Genomic DNA, 21,540 nt, shown 5'->3' on the forward strand with positions numbered 1-21,540 from the left:
CATTCTTATTTTTTCAGTGTGAGAAACGCTGCTCCTGCAGTAACCGTTGCATCGTCTTCCTGAACAAATTCAGGATATTCCGCTGCGTTCGTCACGACGATCGGCGTGGTGGTGTCATAGCCTGCCGCTTTTATCTCTTCCGTATCGAAGCTAAGCAGCAATGTTCCTTTCGTTACATGTTGATCTTTTGCTACATGGGCTTCGAAGTGTTTTCCTCCCAACTCCACAGTGTCCATCCCGACGTGGATGAGGATTTCTGCCCCAGCATCCGTGCGGAGTCCGATAGCATGTTTCGTATCCAGCAGCACCGTCACGGTTGCGTCAGCCGGTGCGTACACCTTGCCTTCGCTCGGGATGATTGCGGCTCCTGAACCCATCATACCGGAAGCGAACACTTCATCGGCAACATCGGACAACTTGATTACGGTACCGGACAGCGGCGCTGTGATCGTTTCATCACCCGAAAGTGCAGGCTCGATTCCTGTTTCAACAGCCGGTACGTCTTCCTCGAGTCCCCAGACGTATTGGACAAGGAAGGACACAACAAAAGCAATCACACATCCTATTACTGCATAGTAGAAATTTGCCAGGCCTTCCGGTCCGATGAAGGCCGGTAATGCCAACAGACCTGGTGCGACTTGAGCAAATCTGCGTACTCCGAAAATACCGATGAACAGACCGGCTGCACCGCCACCGATCATTGCAGAAATCAGAGGACGTTTGTAGCGTAGGTTGATCCCGTACAAAGCTGGCTCCGTGATGCCGAGCACGGCCGTCAGCCACACAGAGGAAGCCAAACGCTTGACATCGGCATCCTTCGTTTTGAAAGCTACAGCCAGAGAGGCGCCGCCCTGAGCGATATTCGACACAGTCATCCCTGGTCCGGCAACGGTATCATATCCGGAAGATGCCAACATATTGATCCCGATTGGAATCAATCCGTAGTGCATGCCCGTCATGACCATCAATGGTGTGAAGGCTCCAACCAGCATTGGAACAAGCCAGCTTGCATAGGTGTCCAAGTATGCGATCAGGATACCGACGCCTTCGCCCAGATAATTCCCCAACGGCCCCAGCACAACCAACGTAGCCAGTCCTACGATCAGCATCGTGAACAACGGCGCCAACACCAATCGCAGACTCCTCGGAATCACCCGATCCACAAAAGGTTCTACATAGGACATAAACCAGATTGCTAGGATGATCGGCACGACCGAGTTCCCGTAAGTACTCAATCTGACGGGCATTCCGAATACAGCAATGCTGGTTCCGGCTTCCCTGGCGCCAGCCACCATTCCAGTGAAATTCGGATGCAACAAAATCCCACCAATGGCCATGGCTAGATATGGAGTGACATTGAATTTGCGCGCAGCCGATGCCGCCAGAATAATCGGCAAGAAGTAGAAACCGGCATCGCCCATAAAGTTAAGGATTACATACGTCTGCGAGTCTGGAGCCACCATCCCTGCCAACACAAGGATTGAAAGCAAAGCCTTCAGCATCCCCGCTCCTGCCAGCACTGGAACAATCGGCACAAAAATACCCGAAATCGTATCCAGTACCTTAGCGATTACGCTGCGGTTTTCTTCACCTGCCGATGCTGGCTGTACTCCGTCAAAGTCCAGCTTTTCATTTTTCATGACTGCTTGATAGATGAACTTGACATCATTACCGACGACAACCTGATATTGCCCGCCTTTTTGGATAACGCCGATGACCCCTTCCATCTTCTTCAATCTCTCAGTATCTGCTTTTGCCTCATCCGCCAGATTGAAACGCAGTCTTGTCACACAGTGCGTCAACCCAGTGATGTTATCTTTTCCGCCCACTTTTTCCACGATTGCTTTTGCCAATTGTGAATAATCCATTTTCGTTCCTCCTCCTGAATCTTCTTTACGGCAATATCGTAACGCTTTCAATACCTTGGAACAATCATCAGAGATCGTTTATGCACAGTGTTCCGGAAACAGCTGATTTAAGCCCTTTCTTTTTGGAATGGTGTTCCAAGAAGAAAGGGCCCGACACAAAAACACCTCCAATTTCCGGTGACTTTCCTGGAAATTGGAGGTGTTTCGGTTAGTTGGAATCCTTATTCTTCTCTCCGCCCGAAAGCAGCGGATTATAGGACTTTCTTCGTTTTTCGTACTCTTTGGTGTATTTGATTTTGTCCGCCAGATGCTTTTCATAATTCCGGCTGAAGACATTTGCGTAGAGGACATCCAGAAGGAACAGGACGGATGGGTACAAGGAGAAGTTGCCGATATTATGCACAAGGCTCTCATGGGTGGAAAGGTATAAGGTCACCGTCGCTAGCTCGCTCAAACTGTTACCGCCGTAGGATGTCAGTGCAATCGACTGCAGCTTACGTTCCTTAAGCTTATGGGCAATCCGGATCAGCGTCTCGGTTTCACCGGAATAGGAGATGAAGAGGAAGACACTGTTCGGCTTGGCATAGCAGGCTTGATAGAACATCACGTCCATGCGCGAGTCGATGAGCACATTTTTTCCGATTTTGACCATCTTTTCCTGGAAAGCCCGCGCTAAATCGGATGGTGCCCCCGCTGAACAGATGTAGATGTCATCAGCCTTCACCAATAAGACTTCCGCCAGCGCAAGCGCATCGTGGCCCAGCAATGAAAAAGTATCTTCGATCGTTTCGATGTACAGATTTTTCAGTTTGCCGCTGATTTTCGTGTTCCGGTCCTTCATGTCGAACGGATAGTTGATGTCGATTTTCCCGAAGGCGGAGGAGAGGTAGTCCAATTCATGCAGATAGGCGGTCCTGAAATCAAGGAATCCCTCAAATCCGATTTTTTGGCAGAGGCGAACAACCGAGGAAGGTGAAACGAAAAGCAGTTGCGCGATTTGGCGCAGACTCTTTTCAACCCACTCGCTGTCCTCATCGAGAAAATAATCGGCGATGATGGTATCCACTTTGGAAAAATCATTCTGCTCTTTCAGACGTTCTGTGATCAGCATAAACATTGGCCCCCCATTCGGTACAGATTTTGCCGCTTCATTAGCTTCGGCTTCTCTCCGATTATACATCAAATTGGAGCCGCTGCCTTGCAAGATTATATGGATTTCAAAGAAGTCTGTTGCTTGATTTCTTGAATGGATAAATGAATGCTGTAATTTCCGTATTTGAGGAGGTCATTAAGAAAAAGGTTCAGTTGATTTTGGGATTTCACTTTAATTTTTAAATGGTAGCAACCTTCCCCGGACACTCGGTGGACTTCCCGGACTTCATTTTGCTCCTGAACAAAATGTATAAATTCTTTATGATTCGCTGTTTTCATATATATAATGACAAAAGCAGTAAAGGAAAATCCTAATTTCAACTCATCTATCACTAAAGAATACGACTGAATCACGCCATTATCTTCGAGTTTTTTGATGCGATTTCCCACCGCTTGTCCGGTCATATGGATCTGATTGCCCAAGTCTTTCCACTGAATGCGGGCATTTTCGGACAGCAATTGCAGGATTTGATAATCAATGTGATCAAGTTCCATAGTACATTCCTTTCATCATGAAATCGTTTGGACAGGAAGTCTTTCGTCGAAGCATCGAAAGATTTCAGGATATTGGGTATCATCATACTAGTAAGAAAAAATACTTTCACGGGGTGAATAGAATGAGTACAGCTTTAATTATCGTAGATATCCAGAATGATTATTTCCCAAATGGCAAAATGGAGCTAAGCAAGCCGGAGTTAGCCGCTGCCAACGCTGCGAAGGTCCTGGATTGGTTCAGAAAAAATACCACAGATTCCATTTTTCACGTGCAGCATATCGCAAGCGATCCAGCTTTGGGGTTCTTTCTGCCTGATACAACAGGGGCTGAAATACACGAAACGGTCTTGCCCTTGGAGAACGAAACTGTCGTCATCAAGAGTTTTGCCAACAGCTTTTTGAAAACCGATTTGGAAAGCAAGCTAAGAGAAAACGGCGTAACAAAGGTAGTTGTTGTAGGCATGATGACCCATATGTGCATTGATGCGACCGCCAGAGCTGCCGTTGACCTAGGTTTTGAAGCTGTTTTGATTGAAGATGCCTGCGCGACCAGAGATCTATCCTATGGAAACAAAACTGTGCCTGCGGAACAAGTTCACTACGCCTTTGTCAGCGCACTGAACGGCATGTATGCCAATGTCACCTCAACCGATGCCTTCCTGCAAAAAAACAATTAATCAGCCCATTATTAAGAGGAGATTGTGCAAATTACAATCTCCTCTTAATTTTTGTGTGCTGTATCTATTCCATGGTGACTTTTCCTACTTTCAGCAAGTGCACGTCATTCTCCATACAGTAGAGCCTGATCAAAGTGGTTGCAAAAAAACAGCTGTATAACGCCATTTGACTTCCGGCTAAGCGAAACACGATAATGTACAGGATGGCCCCAAGGATGGACGCCATCGCATACACCTCTTTGCGGAATATATAAGGAATCTCCCGAGCGAACACATCCCTGATAAGTCCGCCACCGGTTCCGGTCAATACCGCCAACGTCACCACCACGTACCACTGTTGAAAGCCCAGCCGCACAGCTACCTCCGCTCCGATAGCAGTAAATGCCCCAAGACCGATCGCATCAAAAAATTGCAGTTTCTTCGCCAATTTGTTGATGTGCGTATAGAAAAGAATGACAAAGCCGGCGGAAAGCAAGCTGATGAGTGCATAGAGCGGGTTTTCCAATGATGCCGGCAAAGGGCGATCAATCAGCAGATCCCTGACGATCCCGCCGCCTACCGAAGTCGTGATCGCAAATATCCCGATCCCGTAATAATCAAGATCCTTCTCGATCGCGGTCAATGCCCCTGACATCGCAAAGGCGATCGTTCCGATTATTTCAACTATAGAAATGAATTCCATTCAATGTGTCCCCCCTGATGATAGTTCTCTGAAAATATTAGGTTTTGCAAAAAGTATAACGCAAAAGAATGCAAAGTCGCCATAAACTTTGCATTCTTTTTCATTCTTTTTTAGCCTGTTTGCACAAACCTATTTATTCTGTAGCTTCCATATACCCTTGCGCCCAAAAATATTGAACATCAGAGAACTAATTTTTCATCAGATTGTGCTGGTGTCGATCACGAAACGGTATCTGACGTCGGAAGCCAAGACGCGTTCATAAGCCTCGTCGATCTGGTCGGCTGAAATGACTTCGATATTCGGAACGATGCTGTGTTCGGCGCAGAAGTCCAGCATTTCCTGGGTTTCGCGGATGCCGCCGATCATGGAACCTGCAAAGGAACGGCGATGTCCGATCAAGGACATCACATTCACTGACAGCGGTTCTCCTGGAGCCCCGACGTTCACCAGCGTGCCGTCGAGTTTCAACAAGCCCAGGTAAGCGTCCAGATTGATCACGGCACTCACCGTATTGATGATCAAATCAAAGCTGCCGGCCAATTCCTTGAATGTTTCCGGATCCTTGGTGGCGTAATAATGCTGCGCCCCGAACTTCAGTCCGTCTTCTTTTTTGCTCAACGTTTGCGAAAGGACGGTGACTTCAGCCCCCATCGCATGCGCGATTTTGACGCCCATGTGCCCCAATCCGCCCAGTCCGATCACGGCGACTTTCTTGCCGGGGCCGGCCTGCCAACGGTTCAATGGTGAGTAGGTTGTGATGCCGGCGCACAACAGCGGCGCTGCGGCGTCCAGACCGATGTTGTCCGGAATGCGCACAACAAAATCTTCGGTCACGACGATATGCGTCGAGTAGCCGCCCTGTGTCGGTTCGCCGTATTTATCGACTCCGGCATAAGTCGGGACATTGCCTTTCAGGCAGTACTGCTCTTCCCCGCGCAAACAATTTTCGCATTCTCCGCAGGAATCAACCATGCAGCCGACACCAACGCGATCCCCAATTTTATATTTCGTTACGCCAGGACCGACTGCGGTGACCAATCCCGCGATTTCATGCCCAGGAACGAGCGGATAGTGCACATGTCCCCACTCACCATGGGCTGTATGGATATCCGAATGGCAGATACCCGCAAACTTGATTTCGATCAGAACGTCCTGTTCATCCAATTCCCGTCTCTTGATTTCAGCAAATCGGAACGGTTTGTCCGGACCGTCGACTGCTCTTGCTCTCGCTAGTACCATCTATTTTTCCTCCATTATGCTTTTTTATTCAAAAGCAGCATTCTCGCTCTTGTAGAAAGAGCATACTCCTTAAAGTTAAGGTTAAGTCAAGCGATAACGATGGAAAACCGGAATTCCTTCGATCAATTTCCTGGATTTTATCCCACGGCCTATTTTTTGTTTCTTATTGTTAACATTATTTCTATTATCAACATGACTAGGTTATACTTAATATTAAAACAATCTGGAAATGGGAGGAATCAACTTGCAAATGAAAGCCTACTTAGCTCTTCCGCTTGTATTGTTGCTTATGGCCTGTTCGAATGGCGCAGAAGAAACGCCTGAAACCGAAGTCACGCAATCATCAGTCAGCGAAAGTTCAGAAGTCATCAGCACGGAAGTGATCGACGACGAAACGGCCTTTTTGGAACAACTCGCGGATTTTGATTCGGAGCATGAACCATTCATTGTAGCCTATTATGATTCCCTCGACGACATTAAAGAAAAAGTATCCGACGAAACGAATACTTTTGTCGACCCGAAACTTTCCGAAAGGGAACTACAAATCAAATTGGTTTTCAAAGGCGATGATGATTATTACCGCGTGGTATTGGAACAAAAATAGCCAAAGTAATTTAAAGCAAGCAGCCGGCGCTAAGGAGTCGCCTGCTGCTTGCTTTGTTTTTACAAGATTCCTTTTCCGCATTCCCGGGAAGGGCTTTTTTCTTTGAACCGGCTGAAATTCGACAGCAGCAGTACAGATCCCAAAACAATCGCAATGCCCAACCATTCAAAAAGCCCGAATGAGGTGCCGAAAACCAGCACCGAAAGTACCGCCGCCAGCAACGGCTCCAATGCGGTCATGACGCTCGCCAAGGAGGCTTCTATGTATTTCACGCTTTCCAGATACGCCAGGAAGGCGACAGCCGTGCCGAAGAGGATGATCGCACCGGTCAGCAGCATGCTTTGCGCTGTCACCGCGAATCCGGGGGCCCAAAAAGGGTGGATGAACTGGAACAGCACGCCACCGATGAACATACCCCAACCCACGACCACGGGGGATCCGTATTTTTTCAGAATCAGGCGCGGTTGCAGGGTGTAAAAGGCCACGCCGATAGCAGACCCGATGCCGAGTGCCAGGCCAAGCGGCGAAACCGCGATTTGGCTGAAATCCCCTTTGGTCACGATCAGCAGCACGCCTGCAAAAGTCGCCAGAACCAATCCGCCTTCAGCCGGATTGAAGCGTTTCTCTTTCTTTACCAGCATATATAAATAGACAAAAATTGGTGCCGTAAACTGAAGAATGGCAGCCAATGATGCGCTACTCATCTCGATTGCTTTGAAAAACAAATACTGGCAGGCGACCATACCGAACACCGCGAACAACAGAAGGCGGATGATGTCCCTTTTTTGACGAAAAATCACGAAAATACCCTCCCGCTTCACGGCATGGCTATAGAAAAGGATCAGGATTCCCGCCATCAGGAGGCGCGTGCTTACCAGCCATTCGGACGAGACCGTATAGTCGGCGAACAGCAGTTGCGCCAAAATTCCGGAGATCCCCCACAGGCTGCCTCCGCCCGCCGCCAATAAAATTCCTTTTAATTTGTTGCTCATATTGCCCGCTCCCATTTCTGTGATTATCTTTTGTATGGATTCATTATAGTCGGCTGATCTGACTGGTTCTATCAATTGCCTATTTATTTTTATCAGATTCGTGTAAATTCTATTGCCGGATTTGCTAGAGGAAGATCGAAATTGTTATGATAATATCAGAAAAGCTGCAGAACCGAACGAAGAAGGAGCGATCCAGATGAACGATTTTACTGATCCCATTACAGACAACAACCGCATCGTTGCAAGCAAAGTCGATGGCAAAACGATGCCGATCCATTTCAGAAATCACTTGGAAGAGGACGTCCTTTTCCCTTCCAACGACTTCAATCTGACACTGCTTCGCCAGCATTTTCAGCATCTGCGCCACGATACGATTCCGCTGCATTGGCACAAGGAACTGCAGGCTGTCTGGGTCCATGAAGGCACGTTGGCATTCACGGTGAACGAGGAGACGTTTCCGTTATCGGACGATACACTCCTGCTCATCAACCGCGGGCAACTGCACCGATCCCGGACAATCGCAGGCGATGCAGCCGCCATCTGCATCAATTTCGAGCCGGATTTTTTCCATCCAAAAGTGCTTCAGGACTACATTCTGCCGCTGTTGGAAAAAGAGGCCTTCAGCTATCGGCTGCTGGCTTTGTCTCCGGAAATGACGGCCCGGCTGCACCGGATCCTGGCGGCAAGCGACCGATCCATCCCCTACTTTTCCATCATCAACCTGCTTTCGGACTGCCTGGAGGAAATCATGCAGTCGTCCAGTGGGTCCGGCAAAACGGCCGATTTTGAGGATCAAAATTTATTCCACAGACTGCTAGCATATGTAGAAGCACATTACCAAAGTCCGATCACCGTTGCTGATCTGGCCAACCATGCCTTAATCAACAAAAACCGCTGCACGGCACTGTTCCAGAAGTACACTCAGACATCCCCGATGAAATACGTCGCCAAGCATCGGCTCTTTCTGGCCAAAAACCTGATCATCGGCACCGACCTCTCGATCAGCGAAATCAGCGAAGCGGTCGGCTACAACCAGACCAGCTACTTCGTGGAGCAATTCCGGCGCAGCTACGGGCTGCCGCCTTTGAAATACCGGAAGCAGTTCGGGGACAGCAGTAAAGTGTGATGGGTGTTCGGCGGCGTCGGTCATTCGGCACTGTTTTTTCTTCGTAAAGCCGAGATGACGCATGTTTGTTGGCTGATTGTACTGCGCGGTTGCTCCGAAAGCCGACAGCTTGGGCTAGCGTCGACTGTTCTGCATGCCCATCCCCACTGAAACGCGAGACAAAACACTTATGTCGACTGAACGGACGCTGACGCTGCTCCGAAAGCCGACTGAGGCAGCACACCCAACCGGAAGAAGCCGCCCTTGGCCAAGGGCGGCTTCTTCCGCATTCTATAGTTGCTTATTTCCGCTGGCTTTCCACAAAATCCCGCAGCACGACGACATGATTGATCTCCGGATCCCGCGCAGCGTAGACCAGCGTGACGTCGGTCTCTGTCAGCTGTTTCAGGATCTCGGCTACAGCAGCAGCGGTCGGCGGGTTCGTCAATAGTTCCTCTTCATACCGTTCCTTGAAGGCGGCGAATTTATCGGGATCGTGGGCGAACCATTTGCGCAAATCCGGCGAAGGCGCGCTGTCCTTCAGCCATGCATCCAACTGCGCGGCCTCCTTCTTGACTCCACGCGGCCACAACCGATCAACCAAGATCCTGAAGCCATCTGTTTCCTCAGGAGATTCGTAGATACGCTTCATCTTCAGTTCCATGTCCATTCCTCCTTTTGAGTGAATCAAAAATATGTCGTTCCTTGAATCTCATTCCGAATATGCTTAGCATTTCTTCTTACTGATCAGCTTGTACCTGAAACCATTCACTTTGAAATCTGTTCCGGGCTGCGCTTTTTTCGCTTCTTGGAAAAGAACGGAATCTTTGCTGACTTGGTGTTTATCTAAGTTGCTGTTCGGTGATTGGACAACCCTGTAACTGTACGTTTCCTTATCCTCATAGTCATACACAGAAATCTTCCAGTCCAACCATTCTGATTTTTTGGGAGGCTCTTTGCTCTTTTGAGGTGCTGCTTCTTTCGGTGATTTTTCATTTTTCTTTTTGTTATTGTTCTTCTTTTTTGTTGCACCCATCCAGTTTCTTTCCACAAAGGATAGATTACTTTGGGAGGCATACTCTCTATCTAGCTGGAAATGCTTGCAATATTTCCAATAGTTATAGCCGATCTCCGGAACAAAGACAGGCTGCTTCTTGCAGGATCGATCACTCCGGTCGTAAAATGCGCAGGTACCGCAAGAAACTCTCTCTGAATGACCAATTTTTTCGATATTAGGAAAATGGGCATATTTAGCCGGTGCCCCGCGAGAAATATGATTCATCCGTTCGACTCCTCCACAAAAATGATTATAAGTTGCCAAATATGCCGAAAAGTCTGCTTGGCATATCTCCGGTCGGTCCCTCTACATTTCGTCCCCCAACAACATTAGCGTTCCAGTCATGTTTTCCAGGGTAATCCTCTCGTTCTGAAGCTGTCCTTGCAGCTTTTCGATGCTGCGTTCAAGCTGCTGCACTTCCAATAATTTTTCGAGTATGTCACTCTGGAACTGTTCCTTTCCGAGCTGTCTTGCATCCTCCAGTTGTTGTTTTTGCTGCTTGTACTGATGATAGAGCATGGCCTCGGATTGGCTTTTTGGGCCGCCTGCCGCTTCCATTCTTTCGCAGCGCCCGAATTGTTCTTTTGTCATCGTCATCATCTTTCCCTCCAGATTGTTTTTTTGAAAACAAAAAACCCTTCTTTAAACAAGAAGAGTCGGGAATGTCGCTTTGCTCTTCTTATCTCTCAGATTGCTCTGCAGGATTTAGCACCGTGCCATTGCGCTCGCGCATTGGTCGGTTGCTGAGATGTCATCGGGCCAGTCCCTCGATCTCTCTTGATAAAGAAGTTATTTAATTTTCAAATATATTATGTCATACCCTTGCGCAAAATTCAACTAATCGCGAATCCATATATTTTATTTTTTAACTACATCTGTTCTACACACTTCCTTAGTATACTGAAGAAGGATCAAGCGATCCCGCGTTGCTGATCGTTTCTTTTGTCCGATCAACAAGACTGAAACAGCCGCATAAACTATAGTCAGTATACATAGGAAGGAAGAACTTATTCATGAAGAAAAAATATTTGATGATTGGCCTGATTTCTTTTACTGCCTTGACAACCTTTGCTGTCGCAACTCCCGTAGATGCAGCGATGATGGATACGGTGACATATGAAAATCACGGTCAGTATGTACGTAGCCATGCCACTCATCTCCGTCACCACACGGAAGACGACCATCACATGAACGGCATCAGTATGCATGCAAGAAACTGGGACGGACATATCCGTTATTCCACTGGAGAACTGGATCTATCCTTAGACCAATAATTTCGGTACATGGACAACAGATTATAGTTGATGGCATCTTTTTGACCATATAGCTAAATAAGGCGGCATCAAAACCAGAAAGGATTATTCTGGTTTTGATGCCGCCCTATTTATTTATGTATGGGACTTGATTTTACGCTCAGAAATAACCCTTTAAAACAGTTATGGCGGGCATTCACGCTACCAACTCGCTCTGATTGTTCGATTCTTCCACATTATCGGACAACCGGCAAGACAATCTCACTCCGCTTGTCCGATTCCTCCGCATTATCGGACAACCAGCAAATCAAACTTACTCCACTTGTTCGATTCTTCCACATTATCGGACAACCGGCAAGACAATCTCACTCCGCTTGTCCGATTCCTCCGCATTATCGGACAACCAGCAAATCAAACTTACTCCGCTTGTCCGATTCCTCCGCATTATCGGACAACCAGCAAGACTAACTCACTACACTTGTCCGATTCTTCCACATTATCGGACAACCACCACAGATCAAGCGTACTTCAACGCAATCTCTTCCACGAATTTGGTCACGTCCTTGAAGGCGTCACAGCAATCCTCCAATGATTCATAGATTTTCCCCAGAATAACGATGCTGACGGCATCCGCATTGCTCTGATAGAGGTCGCGCATGGAGTGGATGTAGAGCAGATCGCCTTCCTTCTCACAGGCGTTGATCCGGTCGATGACTACGTGGATCTCTTTTTGTGACTTTTTGTAGGTTTTCAGTAGCCGCACCGCCGTTAGCAATTCTTCTGCGGATTTTTCGACCAGATCCAGGAATTGATTGATTTCCGGGGTGATGTTTTGTGGTTGATAAATCTCAATATGGATCATGACATCCTCAATCATGTCAATGGCATGGTCCAGACTGGTTACCAGCGCAATCACATCCTGCCTGTCGAAAGGCGGCAACAGATCGTTGTACATATAGCGCATCAGCCTGTATTTCGCGAGGTCGGCATTGTGTTCAATTTCATGTATCTCGTCTAATTTTTGGCTGAGATCAGCGACCGGATAATCCTCCAGCACCAGCTTCAGGAATTCCGCCGATTCGACGCCCCATTCGGCAAGCTTTATGAACTCATCGAAATAATCCAACTTTTCCGTCTTCTTTTTGAACATAACCGGAACCCCCTAAAATATCCGAATGAACAGTTTGGCCATCAAATAACCGACAAGCCCGCAGCCTGGAAACGTCAATACCCACGTAAAAACCATTTCCTTGACCGTCAACCAGTTTATGCTCGACAAATGCCTGCCTGCGCCCACTCCCATGATAGCCGTTGTCTTCGTGTGGGTCGTGCTCACCGGCAACCCAAACAGGGAAGCCGTCAAGAGGCTCAAGGCCCCGGCAAAATCAGCGCTGAATCCTTGATAGGTCTCCAGCTTCACCATATTGATCCCTACCGTCTTGATGATTTTCCCGCCACCAATTGCCGTTCCCAAGGCCATGACGGTGGAACACAACAGCATCAGCCAGACCGGGATAATGAAATCGGTCGCGGCATTCCCTTGCGCCAAAGCGATGCCCAACAGAAAAATCCCGATGAATTTCTGGCCGTCCTGGGCCCCATGCATGAAGGCCATCGCTGCCGCACCGGCGATTTGGCTGTTGCGGAAGAATATGGTCGTGCTTTGCCGCTCGATGTCTTTGAACAGCGCGCCGACAAGCTTCACGACCAGAAAGCCCAGAGACAACCCAAGAACGGTGGAAAGCAGCAATCCATACAGAACCTTAATCCATTCCGCACCATTGATTCCATCGATACCGCCTTGCAACGCAATCGCAGCCCCAGACACCCCAGCAATCAAGGCATGGCTTTCACTTGTCGGAATGCCAAAATACCAAGCGGCAGTGGCCCATACCACAATCGCAAAGAGCACCGCACACAGCGCCACGACCGCATCTTCCGTATTTCCGCCAAAATCAACCATCTTCGCCATCGTCTGGGCAACTTTCGCATTGACTGCAGTCATCGCAAAGACACCAAAAAAATTGAACACTGCCGCCATCAAGATGGCATTGCGCGGGGTCATACTTCGTGTCGAAACGCAGGTGGCGATGGCGTTCGGCGCATCCGTCCACCCGTTCACCAAAACCACGCCCAACGTCAAGACCACCGTCACCGCAATAGCCGGGCTCGTCAGCGGCAACTGAATGAATGCACCAAATGAAATCGCCATAAAGGACCACCGCCTTTCCGGACCGCACTGAAGTAAGTGACCTTACATCGGAATCCCCACTTCGATATGCTGGAAGGAATCCACATCAAACAATCCTTTATCCGTCAGTTTCAGCCGCGGAATGACCGGCAGGCACAGGAACGAAAGAATCATGAAAATGTTCTGTCCTTCCTCCGCCAGCGTAGCCAACTGCCCGTGCAACTGATGCAATTCCTTGATCACTTCTTCATACGGTTTTTCCGACATAATACCTCCGACCCGCAGCGGGACTGAAGCCCATACTTTGCCGCCATCCACGATAACGAGTCCGCCTTGCATCCGTTCCGCTTCCTCGATCGCCAGCAGCATGTCTTCATCGTTGGTTCCGGCCACGACCAGATTATGCGAATCATGGGCTACTGTCGAAGCGATTGCGCCCCGTTTCAGACCTAAACCACTGACGATGCCAGCACCGATGCTGCCGGTTTGGTGATGGCGCTCGCACACAACCATCTTCAGTTGATCATTTTGCGGATCCGCAACAAAAAATCCGTCTTCCGTCTGCACATCCCTTGCGTTTTTCTGTGTAATGATGCTTCCCGGCACAATGCCGATAACCCAAGCTTTTTGGCCTTCCAAGAGTGGAATCTGCAAGTCGACTTTTGTTACTTTCTTTAAATGAAGCGATGATCGTACAGCTTGCGGGACAACAGCATGGACATTTCTCAGCTCATCCAAATTCAGCACGCGCCCGTCTTTGATGATCGTTTCCGGGCTCAGCCTCTCTAAACTGTCCGTAATCAAGATGTCCGCAACATAACCTGGTGCGATGGCGCCTTTGTCCTGGATACCGTGACACACCGCATTGTTGAGCGTAGCCATCTGGATCGCGATCAGCGGATCTAAGCCTTGTTGGATCGCAAGCTGGGCGGCATAATTGATGGTTCCCTCTTCGGCTAACTCGTCTAGATGCTTATCATCCGTACAGAATGAAAAACGACGGCTGTTCCTTTCGTTGATGGCCGGCAACAACGCCAGCAAATCTTTCGCGGCTGAACCTTCGCGCACCAATACGTGTATGCCACGGCGTACGCGTGCCATTGCTTCTTCCGCCGTCACCGCCTCGTGGTCATTGCGGATTACGGCTGTGCTGTACACATTCAGCGCAGTATCAGTCAAACCGGCCGCATGTCCATCGACCATCATCCCAGCTTCTGTCGTCATGCGGATTTTTTCCAGCATGTCCGGGTCTGCATCCAAGACAGCTGGATAATCCATCACTTCCGCCAGGCCAATGACGGTCGGATGGGTCAAATAAGGGCGGAGATCATCCGCAGTCAGCGTCGCGCCGTTCTGCTCGAAGGGCGTTGCCGGCACACACGAAGGCAGCTTCATCAGAATATCCATGTCGGCATTGGCGGCGTCCTCGAGCATAAAGTCGATTCCGATTGTCCCTGCGACGTTCGCAATTTCATGAGGATCGGTCACAACGGTCGTAATACCGTGTTTGATGAGCGCCCGTGAAAATTGCGACGGTGTCACCATCGTCGATTCAATATGAATATGCCCATCGATAAAACCCGGCAGAATGAACTTGCCTGTAGCATCCACCACTTGCTTTCCGTTCGGGTAGGTACCGATGCCGACGATACGACCGTCCCGGATCGCGACGTCAGCCTCAAAGGTCTCAAGCGAAAACACATCCACTACGGTTCCATTTTGAATGATAAGATCCGCTTCCTCCAGTTGTTGCGCCGCTTGGATCAACCTTTTCAATCCATCTCCCATACAAATTCCCCCTGGTTCCATTTCGCTCTCTTGATCAGCGAATCTCTTGTTTTTTCTTATATTATACACGATTCTCGTGGGGGCCGATAAGCATCTTAATCGCGGCATGATTTTCATGATGCATAATACTTAGGTGATCGGTTTTACCTATCAATGCTGTTCGTTTTTAACTATTTGCTTCTTACATACGCTGGTGATAAGATTTCCTCATGCCTTCGAGCGACAAAAAGTAAGGAATGTCGGTTTACGGTCCACCATCACCAGCAATAACCATGTGGGGCGTTTTTTCGGTCGAATGACCGGCAACTATTCAAAAAAAACAACAGGAGTGAATATAATGAAGAAACTATTATCAAAAATCTTATTCGTGGGTACAGCCGGCTTGGCTTTGGCGGCTTGCGGCGCAACAACAACCGACTCAAGTTCGGACAGTGCCTCTACAGCATCCAGCACTGCCGCAACAGCAAATGTCTTGAAGACGATCGAAGAAAACAAACAATTGCGCATCGGCGTGGAAGGCACTTACCCTCCGTTCAGCTATCATGATACAGAAACCGGAGACTTAGTCGGTTTCGAAGTGGAAATCGCAGAAGTCATTGCGGAAGATTTAGGTGTGGAACCTGTCTTTGTCGAAACGAAATGGGATTCCCTGATTGCCGGATTGGACGTCAATAAATACGATATCGTCATCAACAACGTCGGCGTGACCGAAGAACGACAAGCGGTCTACGACTTCACCGATGCTTATTTCGAGTCCTATGGCCAATTGGCGGTCAGTGCAGACTCCGACATTCAAACTTTGGATGACTACAGCGGCAAAAAATCAGCCCAATCCACTACAAGCAATTACGCACAGAACGCCCGCGACCTTGGTGCTGAAATCGTCCCTGTCGACGGCTTCAATCAAGCAGTCGAATTGATCACTTCAGGCCGTGCAGACGGAACGATCAATGATTACATCACTTTCTTGACTTACTTTGAAGAATATCCAGACTCCACTTTGCGTCTGATTGATGAAAAACTGCCTACAAACGATAAAGTCGGCATCATCCTGCAAAAGGAAAACACAGATTTCCAGACTAAACTGAATGAAATCATCGCAGCCCGCACAGAAGACGGCACTTTTAAAGCAATCTTCGAAAAATACCTAGGCGAAGACATCAGCGTCGGCGCGAACAACTAAGAAAAGCTGAACGGGCTCGTTCCGTCTCACATATACGAAATCGTACCGATTGCGCAGATTAGAGCTCAATCGGTACGATTTATCTGATTTATGGATGGTTAATCCTTGAAGCTAACCATCATCGTTGGATGCGTGTTACAATTTGGTATCTCGTGAACCACTTGCGGTGATGCGCTTTTGGACATTGAATAGTTTTTTAATTTTTAATATAAAAAGGAACGGTGAGTAAATTTTGCAGCATACATTATCCATAATCGAAAACGCCCTATGGCCAATTCTGGAAGCAGGGTTTACCGTCACCATCCCCTTGGCGCTGATTTCCTTTGCCTTGTCCCTTGTACTGGCGGTTCTTACTGCAGTCATGCGGATTTCGAAAAGCAAGATATTAAAAGGGCTGGCTTGGTTCTACGTTTGGGTATTCCGCGGCACCCCGCTTTTGATCCAATTGTTCATCGTCTTCTTCGGTTTGCCGAAGCTGAACATCACCTTGGATGCGTGGACCGCCGCTATCCTGACTTTTGCCTTAAACAGCGGCGCCTATTCGGCCGAATCCATCCGCGGCGCGATCCTGTCCATCCCGAGAGGGCAATGGGAAGCGGCTGACTCCTTGGGAATGACGCACGGACAGGTCCTGAAAAGGATCATCTTCCCGCAGACCGTCCGGATTGCCTTACCGGCTGTCATGAACGACTTCATTTCTCTGGTGAAATCGACTTCGCTGGCATCCAGCATCACGATCATTGAAATGACGATGGTCGGGCAGCAATTCGCTTCCGTTACCTATGAACCACTGATTCTGTATATGGAAGTGGCTGTGATCTACCTCCTTATCAGTACCGTGTTGACTTGGATCCAGGGCAAATTGGAAATCAGAACTTCCAAATATCTGAAAAAGGCGTGACGACATGATCGAAATCAAACATATCCAAAAATCCTACGGTGACTTTCATGCCCTCAAGGATATCTCATTAACTTTCAAAACTGGCGAAACGACCGTCATCGTCGGGCCATCCGGTTCAGGCAAGTCAACGCTGTTGCGTACCTTGAATTTGCTGGAAGTGCCAGAAAGCGGCATTCTGAAAAACGGCAATCTCGAGGTCGATTTCAGCTCCAAAATATCGAAAGAAACGATGATGGAGATCCGCAAAGAAACGGCGATGGTATTCCAGAGTTTCAACCTCTTCCCGCATCTGTCGGTATTGGAAAATGTCATCGAAGGCCCGATTACGGTTCTGAAACTCTCGAAAACAGAAGCAACAGCTAGAGCCAAAAACTTGTTGACCAAAGTGGGATTGGCCGACAAACTGGATCATTACCCGGACCAACTGTCGGGCGGTCAACAACAACGAGTCGCCATCGCGCGCTCCTTGGCTATGGAACCGGATTTCGTCCTGTTCGATGAACCCACTTCCGCCCTTGATCCCGAGTTGGAAGCGGAAGTGCTGCGCGTCTTGAAGGAGCTCGCTTCCGAAAAGCTATCCATGATCATCGTGACGCACAACCTTGACTTCGCCCGGGAAGCAGCGGACCGCATGCTCTTCCTGGAGGACGGCAAAGTCGGCTTCGACGGCCCGACCAAGGACTTCTTCGCAAGCACAACCGATCCAAGGATCGCCCGCTTCATCAACAGCATCACGATTTAAAAAGATAGACGAGACCAAAGCTTGGATGCTCTGGTATCGTCTATCTTTTTTGAGGCACTGGATACTATTGTACGCAATATTATGTTTTATTCTCGAGTTCGATGATGGTCATGATGGCATAATTCGTCATATCCATCACCGTATCCCTCCTGAATTCCATTGTTCTGTCGGCTGACTTCCCTAGGGTCATCGACTCCATAAATCGATTATATTCCTAAATTTACTTTTTTAGCATGTGCCGATAGTGCACTTTGCGTGACTGAGTGTTGTCGAGTATAATTATTCATAAGAGGTGAGAAACATGCTAATTACAAAGTCCAGACTGCAAGGAAGTTCCGTAGTTGTCACCCTGCCGCTTCACAATGGCGAAAAATTAGAACCCAATAAAGAATATGTCGTAATCTATTCACCAGATGGGACAATCACATTGGTTCCAAAAATTGATGATCCCTTTGTTTTGTCCGAAGCTGGAGCTTTTTACGAAAAAGATGAGTGGAATAATTTATCTCCTGAAGGGAGAGAACTATTCTGATGAACGCTTCCGATAGGTACATCCCCAAGAAAGGCGATATCGTCTGGGTAAATTTTGACCCATCTTCAGGAAATGAAATCAAGAAACGTCGGCCGGGACTGGTTGTCTCAAGATACGAATTTAATCGTTCCACCTTGTTTGCGGTTATTTGCCCCATCACTTCGACAATAAAAAACATTCCTACTCGATATACGTTGCCGAAAGAAATGGTTGTCACAGGTCAAATCGTCATTTCCCAACTCAAATCTTTGAATTTTCATGCCAGAAAAATTGAATTCGCTGACAGATTGCCTGTTCAGGACATAGCTAACGTCGATCAGATAATCGAGTATATATTTTAAAATCCGCAATCAAACAAATGATTGCGAATTTTCATCATGTATTCTTTTATTTTTTTAAAATCAGTTGGTTTGGCTGTATTGCCAGACGGTTACTGTATACGTGGTGTTTCAGATTTAGTCATTTTTGTATGAACAGCAATAGTCCACATATTTCTCGACAATCATCTTGAAGGATGAGTTTGCCGGAACAACATAGCTTTGGCCTTTGCTGTAAAGCGTGTATTCCGCTTCACCCGGCAACATAACCGACATATCGCCACCCAGGACTTCCATTATTTCCTCTGCATCAGTGTTGAATTCGTACTCGCCTGCCAACATGAAGCCAAGTGTCTTTTTCTCTCCGCTTTCGAACAAAACCGTTCTGCTGGTCACTTTCCCATCAAAATACACATTTGCTTCCTTGATCACTGTAACATTTTTGAATTCCATCCTGTTTCCTCCATTAGCCTGTTTATTTTATGGTTTGCTTGCACGTATAGCCTATTTTCTTAGTATTTTCTCCATGCCTTGCCTTTTGCCAATTCGTCGATCAACTTATCCAGATAACGGATCTTTTGCATAAGTTTGTCTTCGATCTCTTCGACGCGGTATCCGCAAATGACACCTGTGATAAGCGAAACTTTAGGGTTCAACTGGGGTGCCTGTGCAAAAAAAGTTTCGAAATCAACTTTGTTTTCCAACTGTTGCTGCAGAGTTGCCTCATCATATCCGGTCAGCCAGAAAATGATTTCATCGACTTCTTCTTTCGTGCGGCCCTTTTTCTCGGCTTTCTTGATATACAACGGATAAACGCTGGCAAACGACATTCCAAATATTTTCGTATTTTTCATACTGACCCCTTTCTGAAACTTCCTGAATCTATTTTCCATACTTATGATGTTTATTATGCCACAAATCGCAAAAAAATGTAAAAACTCGATTCATTAGCCTCCATCATCTTTTTCCTCTAGCATTTCCATGAATTCCTCGCCGGTCATGGTTTCTTTTTCGAGCAGGTAGTTTGCAAGCTCATGCATTTTCGGTACGTTCTCCCGGATGATTTCTTTGGCTTTTTCGTGGGCGAATGTGATGATGCGCAGAACCTCATCATCGATTTTCGCAGAGGTTTCATTCGATACGAGTGAGGTTACATCCGTTCCCAGATAAGGATTATTGATCGTTTCCAAAGCCATCATGTCGAATTTTTCACTCATCCCGTATCGTGTGACCATCGCTCTCGCAATCGCTGTTGCGGCCTCTATGTCATTTTCCGCCCCGGAGGTGACCGTATTCAAGATGACCTCCTCGGCAGAGCGTCCGCCCATGTAGGTGACGATTTTATTCAGGAATTTTTCCCGGCTCATCAGTATTTGGTCTGTCTCTTCCGACTGCATCGTGTATCCGAGCACACCGGATGTCCTTGGGATGATGCTGATTTTATTGACTGGTGCGGAATCTGTCTGTTTTGCTGCAACAATCGCATGGCCGATTTCATGGTAGGCAATCGCCAATTTTTCTTCTTTCGAGAGGATCGCATTTTTCCGTTGGTAGCCGGCCAGAATGATTTCCAAAGCATACTCCAAATCGGATTGAGTGATCTCGCTGCGTCCTTCCTTTACGGCATGGAGAGCGCCTTCATTTATCAAATTGGCAAGGTCAGCCCCGGAGCTGCCGGGTGTATACTTTGCGATTCCTTTCAAATCAACATCCTCCGTCATTTTGACTGTTTTTGCATGCACCCTCAGAATCGCCTCTCTGCCGGCAATATCCGGCAGTTCGAGTGGAATGCGCCTGTCAAAACGCCCTGGCCTCAACAGCGCTTTGTCAAGAACTTCAGGTTTGTTCGTTGCCGCCAGGATCACCACGCCTTTTTCCGAGGAAAAACCGTCCATTTCATTCAACAATTGGTTGAGCGTTTGGTCCCGCTCATCATTTCCGGTGATTCCAGACAGGTTACGGCTCTTGCCGATCGTATCGATTTCATCAACGAAGACGATGCAGGGGGCTTTTGCCTGGGCTTGATTGAACAGATCCCGCACCCTGGCTGCTCCGACACCGACAAATATCTCCATAAATTCTGACCCCGATATCGAAAAGAACGGAACTTTGGCTTCTCCCGCGACAGCTTTCGCAAGCAGCGTTTTGCCGGTTCCCGGAGGTCCGACAAGCAGAATCCCTTTCGACATCTACGCCCCGATTTCCCGGTATTTTTGGGGATTGTGCAGAAAATCGATCACTTCCCAAAGTGCTTCTTTCGCTTCATCCTGGCCTGCTACGTCCGCAAATGTTTTTCCTGTTTCAGATGCAGCATAAACCATGACATTGCTTTTGCCGAATTTCATTTCGCTGCCGCCGAGCCCTCCGACTCTTCCCTGCAGCCTGCGCATCATAAAGTTCCAGAACGCATACAACAACACCATGGGCAGAATCCAAATCAGGAAGAAATTCAACAGTGGGGATTCTTCCGGGATAATTTCCTGGGTAAACTTCGCATTCGTGGCCAGTAGTCTCTCAGTTAGCGCCGGATCTTCCATTCGACCAGTTATGAAGACAGCTTCCTCGCCTTCATCATTCAGTGCCGTGAATTCGATGCGGCTATCCTCCACCAGCACCGATTCCACACTCCCTTCCTCAATCATGGCAACAAACGTCTTGTAGTCCACTTCTTCACCCTTTGACTTCATTATACCGCCAAATGATATGAAGGCGGTATCAATTCGCTATCCAGGATATTCCAGCCAATTTCGAAAGAGCGTCGT

The 21,540-nt window shown here is 47.9% G+C and carries 24 protein-coding genes, 1 pseudogene and 1 riboswitch; of the genes and pseudogenes, 9 read left to right on the plus strand and 16 right to left on the minus strand.

The genetic code is table 11. The features are described from left to right. Window positions 1-5: 5 nt before the first annotated feature. The 3 genes from ACKPCD_RS14070 to ACKPCD_RS14080 all read right to left on the minus strand — a co-directional run bounded on the left by ACKPCD_RS14070 (window position 6) and on the right by ACKPCD_RS14080 (window position 3,515). On the minus strand, window positions 6-1,868 hold the full coding sequence (locus ACKPCD_RS14070; protein ID WP_321433584.1) for a beta-glucoside-specific PTS transporter subunit IIABC: 1,863 nt from the start codon (window positions 1,866-1,868) through the stop codon (window positions 6-8). 208 nt (window positions 1,869-2,076) lie between these two features. Further along, the gene (locus ACKPCD_RS14075) at window positions 2,077-2,979 is read right to left on the minus strand and encodes a MurR/RpiR family transcriptional regulator (RefSeq protein ID WP_321433585.1); all 903 of its coding nucleotides are present in this window, start codon (window positions 2,977-2,979) and stop codon (window positions 2,077-2,079) included. A 95-nt stretch (window positions 2,980-3,074) separates the two neighbouring features. Next, the gene (locus ACKPCD_RS14080; RefSeq protein ID WP_321433586.1) at window positions 3,075-3,515 is read right to left on the minus strand and encodes an Lrp/AsnC family transcriptional regulator; all 441 of its coding nucleotides are present in this window, start codon (window positions 3,513-3,515) and stop codon (window positions 3,075-3,077) included. 122 nt (window positions 3,516-3,637) lie between these two features. Here ACKPCD_RS14080 and ACKPCD_RS14085 point away from each other — a divergent pair, with 122 nt between their 5' ends. Continuing rightward, a complete protein-coding gene (locus ACKPCD_RS14085) occupies window positions 3,638-4,192 on the plus strand; it encodes a cysteine hydrolase family protein (RefSeq protein WP_321433587.1) in 555 nt (184 codons plus the stop codon). A gap of 64 nt (window positions 4,193-4,256) precedes the next feature. On the opposite strand, the gene ACKPCD_RS14090 is transcribed toward ACKPCD_RS14085, so the two are convergent. Then, window positions 4,257-4,874 carry a trimeric intracellular cation channel family protein gene (locus tag ACKPCD_RS14090; protein WP_321433588.1) on the minus strand — a complete coding sequence of 206 codons (618 nt, stop codon included), beginning with the start codon at window positions 4,872-4,874 and terminating at the stop codon, window positions 4,257-4,259. A gap of 198 nt (window positions 4,875-5,072) precedes the next feature. Then, window positions 5,073-6,113, minus strand: a complete 1,041-nt coding sequence (locus ACKPCD_RS14095) for an NAD(P)-dependent alcohol dehydrogenase (RefSeq protein ID WP_276647262.1) — start codon at window positions 6,111-6,113, stop codon at window positions 5,073-5,075. A gap of 244 nt (window positions 6,114-6,357) precedes the next feature. Here ACKPCD_RS14095 and ACKPCD_RS14100 point away from each other — a divergent pair, with 244 nt between their 5' ends. Continuing rightward, window positions 6,358-6,717, plus strand: a complete 360-nt coding sequence (locus ACKPCD_RS14100) for a hypothetical protein (protein WP_321433589.1) — start codon at window positions 6,358-6,360, stop codon at window positions 6,715-6,717. A 59-nt stretch (window positions 6,718-6,776) separates the two neighbouring features. Here ACKPCD_RS14100 and ACKPCD_RS14105 read toward each other — a convergent pair whose 3' ends face one another. Next, window positions 6,777-7,709 carry a DMT family transporter gene (locus tag ACKPCD_RS14105; protein WP_321433590.1) on the minus strand — a complete coding sequence of 311 codons (933 nt, stop codon included), beginning with the start codon at window positions 7,707-7,709 and terminating at the stop codon, window positions 6,777-6,779. A gap of 196 nt (window positions 7,710-7,905) precedes the next feature. On the opposite strand from ACKPCD_RS14105, the gene ACKPCD_RS14110 reads away from it, so the two are divergent. Further along, the gene (locus ACKPCD_RS14110; protein ID WP_321433591.1) at window positions 7,906-8,835 is read left to right on the plus strand and encodes an AraC family transcriptional regulator; all 930 of its coding nucleotides are present in this window, start codon (window positions 7,906-7,908) and stop codon (window positions 8,833-8,835) included. Window positions 8,836-9,115: 280 nt separating this feature from the next. On the opposite strand, the gene ACKPCD_RS14115 is transcribed toward ACKPCD_RS14110, so the two are convergent. The 3 genes from ACKPCD_RS14115 to ACKPCD_RS14125 all read right to left on the minus strand — a co-directional run bounded on the left by ACKPCD_RS14115 (window position 9,116) and on the right by ACKPCD_RS14125 (window position 10,468). Beyond that, window positions 9,116-9,478: a DUF488 domain-containing protein gene (locus ACKPCD_RS14115; protein WP_321433592.1), complete on the minus strand. Its 363-nt coding sequence runs from the start codon at window positions 9,476-9,478 to the stop codon at window positions 9,116-9,118. A gap of 63 nt (window positions 9,479-9,541) precedes the next feature. After that, window positions 9,542-10,096, minus strand: a complete 555-nt coding sequence (locus tag ACKPCD_RS14120; protein WP_321433593.1) for a hypothetical protein — start codon at window positions 10,094-10,096, stop codon at window positions 9,542-9,544. A gap of 81 nt (window positions 10,097-10,177) precedes the next feature. Continuing rightward, entirely contained in the window at window positions 10,178-10,468 is a 291-nt protein-coding gene (locus ACKPCD_RS14125; protein ID WP_321433594.1) for a hypothetical protein, read from the minus strand. A 79-nt stretch (window positions 10,469-10,547) separates the two neighbouring features. Then, a riboswitch (SAM riboswitch) is annotated at window positions 10,548-10,658 on the minus strand. 226 nt (window positions 10,659-10,884) lie between these two features. Here ACKPCD_RS14125 and ACKPCD_RS14130 point away from each other — a divergent pair. Then, a complete protein-coding gene (locus tag ACKPCD_RS14130) occupies window positions 10,885-11,145 on the plus strand; it encodes a hypothetical protein (protein WP_321433595.1) in 261 nt (86 codons plus the stop codon). Window positions 11,146-11,641: 496 nt separating this feature from the next. Here ACKPCD_RS14130 and ACKPCD_RS14135 read toward each other — a convergent pair whose 3' ends face one another. The 3 genes from ACKPCD_RS14135 to ade are packed head-to-tail and all read right to left on the minus strand — an operon-like array spanning window position 11,642 to window position 15,220. Further along, complete coding sequence (locus ACKPCD_RS14135; protein WP_321433596.1) at window positions 11,642-12,274, minus strand: DUF47 domain-containing protein; 633 nt, start codon at window positions 12,272-12,274, stop codon at window positions 11,642-11,644. 12 nt (window positions 12,275-12,286) lie between these two features. After that, the gene (locus tag ACKPCD_RS14140) at window positions 12,287-13,336 is read right to left on the minus strand and encodes an inorganic phosphate transporter (RefSeq protein ID WP_321433597.1); all 1,050 of its coding nucleotides are present in this window, start codon (window positions 13,334-13,336) and stop codon (window positions 12,287-12,289) included. A gap of 42 nt (window positions 13,337-13,378) precedes the next feature. After that, window positions 13,379-15,220 (minus strand): adenine deaminase, encoded by a 1,842-nt coding sequence (ade, locus tag ACKPCD_RS14145; protein WP_321433598.1) that lies wholly within the window; start codon window positions 15,218-15,220, stop codon window positions 13,379-13,381. 220 nt (window positions 15,221-15,440) lie between these two features. Here ade and ACKPCD_RS14150 point away from each other — a divergent pair, with 220 nt between their 5' ends. The 5 genes from ACKPCD_RS14150 to ACKPCD_RS14170 all read left to right on the plus strand — a co-directional run bounded on the left by ACKPCD_RS14150 (window position 15,441) and on the right by ACKPCD_RS14170 (window position 18,802). After that, window positions 15,441-16,286, plus strand: coding sequence for a transporter substrate-binding domain-containing protein (locus ACKPCD_RS14150; RefSeq protein ID WP_288927502.1), 846 nt, complete (start codon window positions 15,441-15,443; stop codon window positions 16,284-16,286). 232 nt (window positions 16,287-16,518) lie between these two features. Continuing rightward, entirely contained in the window at window positions 16,519-17,187 is a 669-nt protein-coding gene (locus ACKPCD_RS14155) for an amino acid ABC transporter permease (RefSeq protein ID WP_321433599.1), read from the plus strand. Window positions 17,188-17,191: 4 nt separating this feature from the next. Next, window positions 17,192-17,929, plus strand: a complete 738-nt coding sequence (locus tag ACKPCD_RS14160) for an amino acid ABC transporter ATP-binding protein (protein WP_321433600.1) — start codon at window positions 17,192-17,194, stop codon at window positions 17,927-17,929. 301 nt (window positions 17,930-18,230) lie between these two features. Then, entirely contained in the window at window positions 18,231-18,461 is a 231-nt protein-coding gene (gene mazE, locus ACKPCD_RS14165) for a type II toxin-antitoxin system PemI/MazE family antitoxin (protein WP_068562292.1), read from the plus strand. Beyond that, a complete protein-coding gene (locus ACKPCD_RS14170; protein WP_276648888.1) occupies window positions 18,461-18,802 on the plus strand; it encodes a type II toxin-antitoxin system PemK/MazF family toxin in 342 nt (113 codons plus the stop codon). The genes mazE and ACKPCD_RS14170 overlap by 1 nt, the downstream gene beginning before the upstream one ends. Window positions 18,803-18,916: 114 nt before the next feature. On the opposite strand, the gene ppnP is transcribed toward ACKPCD_RS14170, so the two are convergent. From ppnP to ACKPCD_RS14190, 4 genes and pseudogenes are all read right to left on the minus strand, one after another. Continuing rightward, a complete protein-coding gene (gene ppnP / locus ACKPCD_RS14175) occupies window positions 18,917-19,231 on the minus strand; it encodes a pyrimidine/purine nucleoside phosphorylase (RefSeq protein ID WP_068562294.1) in 315 nt (104 codons plus the stop codon). A gap of 51 nt (window positions 19,232-19,282) precedes the next feature. Then, window positions 19,283-19,632, minus strand: a pseudogene (locus ACKPCD_RS14180) (DUF2200 domain-containing protein). A 93-nt stretch (window positions 19,633-19,725) separates the two neighbouring features. Beyond that, a complete protein-coding gene (gene ftsH, locus ACKPCD_RS14185) occupies window positions 19,726-20,967 on the minus strand; it encodes an ATP-dependent zinc metalloprotease FtsH (RefSeq protein ID WP_321433602.1) in 1,242 nt (413 codons plus the stop codon). Continuing rightward, the gene (locus ACKPCD_RS14190) at window positions 20,968-21,498 is read right to left on the minus strand and encodes an ATP-dependent metallopeptidase FtsH/Yme1/Tma family protein (RefSeq protein WP_321434581.1); all 531 of its coding nucleotides are present in this window, start codon (window positions 21,496-21,498) and stop codon (window positions 20,968-20,970) included. It abuts the gene before it with no gap. Window positions 21,499-21,540: the final 42 nt, after the last annotated feature.

The sequence above is a fragment of the Trichococcus flocculiformis genome (assembly GCF_963662535.1).
GTDB classification, from domain to species: Bacteria; Bacillota; Bacilli; order Lactobacillales; family Aerococcaceae; genus Trichococcus; species Trichococcus flocculiformis.

Bases quoted from the DNA above. Each gene is read 5' to 3' on its own strand.
- ACKPCD_RS14070 (WP_321433584.1), bottom strand. From the start codon at position 1,868: ATGGATTATTCACAATTGGCAAAAGCAATCGTGGAAAAAGTGGGCGGA.
- ACKPCD_RS14075 (WP_321433585.1), bottom strand. From the start codon at position 2,979: ATGCTGATCACAGAACGTCTGAAAGAGCAGAATGATTTTTCCAAAGTG.
- ACKPCD_RS14080 (WP_321433586.1), bottom strand. From the start codon at position 3,515: ATGGAACTTGATCACATTGATTATCAAATCCTGCAATTGCTGTCCGAA.
- ACKPCD_RS14085 (WP_321433587.1), top strand. From the start codon at position 3,638: ATGAGTACAGCTTTAATTATCGTAGATATCCAGAATGATTATTTCCCA.
- ACKPCD_RS14090 (WP_321433588.1), bottom strand. From the start codon at position 4,874: ATGGAATTCATTTCTATAGTTGAAATAATCGGAACGATCGCCTTTGCG.
- ACKPCD_RS14095 (WP_276647262.1), bottom strand. From the start codon at position 6,113: ATGGTACTAGCGAGAGCAAGAGCAGTCGACGGTCCGGACAAACCGTTC.
- ACKPCD_RS14105 (WP_321433590.1), bottom strand. From the start codon at position 7,709: ATGAGCAACAAATTAAAAGGAATTTTATTGGCGGCGGGCGGAGGCAGC.
- ACKPCD_RS14110 (WP_321433591.1), top strand. From the start codon at position 7,906: ATGAACGATTTTACTGATCCCATTACAGACAACAACCGCATCGTTGCA.
- ACKPCD_RS14115 (WP_321433592.1), bottom strand. From the start codon at position 9,478: ATGGAACTGAAGATGAAGCGTATCTACGAATCTCCTGAGGAAACAGAT.
- ACKPCD_RS14120 (WP_321433593.1), bottom strand. From the start codon at position 10,096: ATGAATCATATTTCTCGCGGGGCACCGGCTAAATATGCCCATTTTCCT.
- ACKPCD_RS14125 (WP_321433594.1), bottom strand. From the start codon at position 10,468: ATGACGATGACAAAAGAACAATTCGGGCGCTGCGAAAGAATGGAAGCG.
- ACKPCD_RS14130 (WP_321433595.1), top strand. From the start codon at position 10,885: ATGAAGAAAAAATATTTGATGATTGGCCTGATTTCTTTTACTGCCTTG.
- ACKPCD_RS14135 (WP_321433596.1), bottom strand. From the start codon at position 12,274: ATGTTCAAAAAGAAGACGGAAAAGTTGGATTATTTCGATGAGTTCATA.
- ACKPCD_RS14140 (WP_321433597.1), bottom strand. From the start codon at position 13,336: ATGGCGATTTCATTTGGTGCATTCATTCAGTTGCCGCTGACGAGCCCG.
- ade (WP_321433598.1), bottom strand. From the start codon at position 15,220: ATGAAAATCATGCCGCGATTAAGATGCTTATCGGCCCCCACGAGAATC.
- ACKPCD_RS14150 (WP_288927502.1), top strand. From the start codon at position 15,441: ATGAAGAAACTATTATCAAAAATCTTATTCGTGGGTACAGCCGGCTTG.
- ACKPCD_RS14160 (WP_321433600.1), top strand. From the start codon at position 17,192: ATGATCGAAATCAAACATATCCAAAAATCCTACGGTGACTTTCATGCC.
- mazE (WP_068562292.1), top strand. From the start codon at position 18,231: ATGCTAATTACAAAGTCCAGACTGCAAGGAAGTTCCGTAGTTGTCACC.
- ACKPCD_RS14170 (WP_276648888.1), top strand. From the start codon at position 18,461: ATGAACGCTTCCGATAGGTACATCCCCAAGAAAGGCGATATCGTCTGG.
- ppnP (WP_068562294.1), bottom strand. From the start codon at position 19,231: ATGGAATTCAAAAATGTTACAGTGATCAAGGAAGCAAATGTGTATTTT.
- ftsH (WP_321433602.1), bottom strand. From the start codon at position 20,967: ATGTCGAAAGGGATTCTGCTTGTCGGACCTCCGGGAACCGGCAAAACG.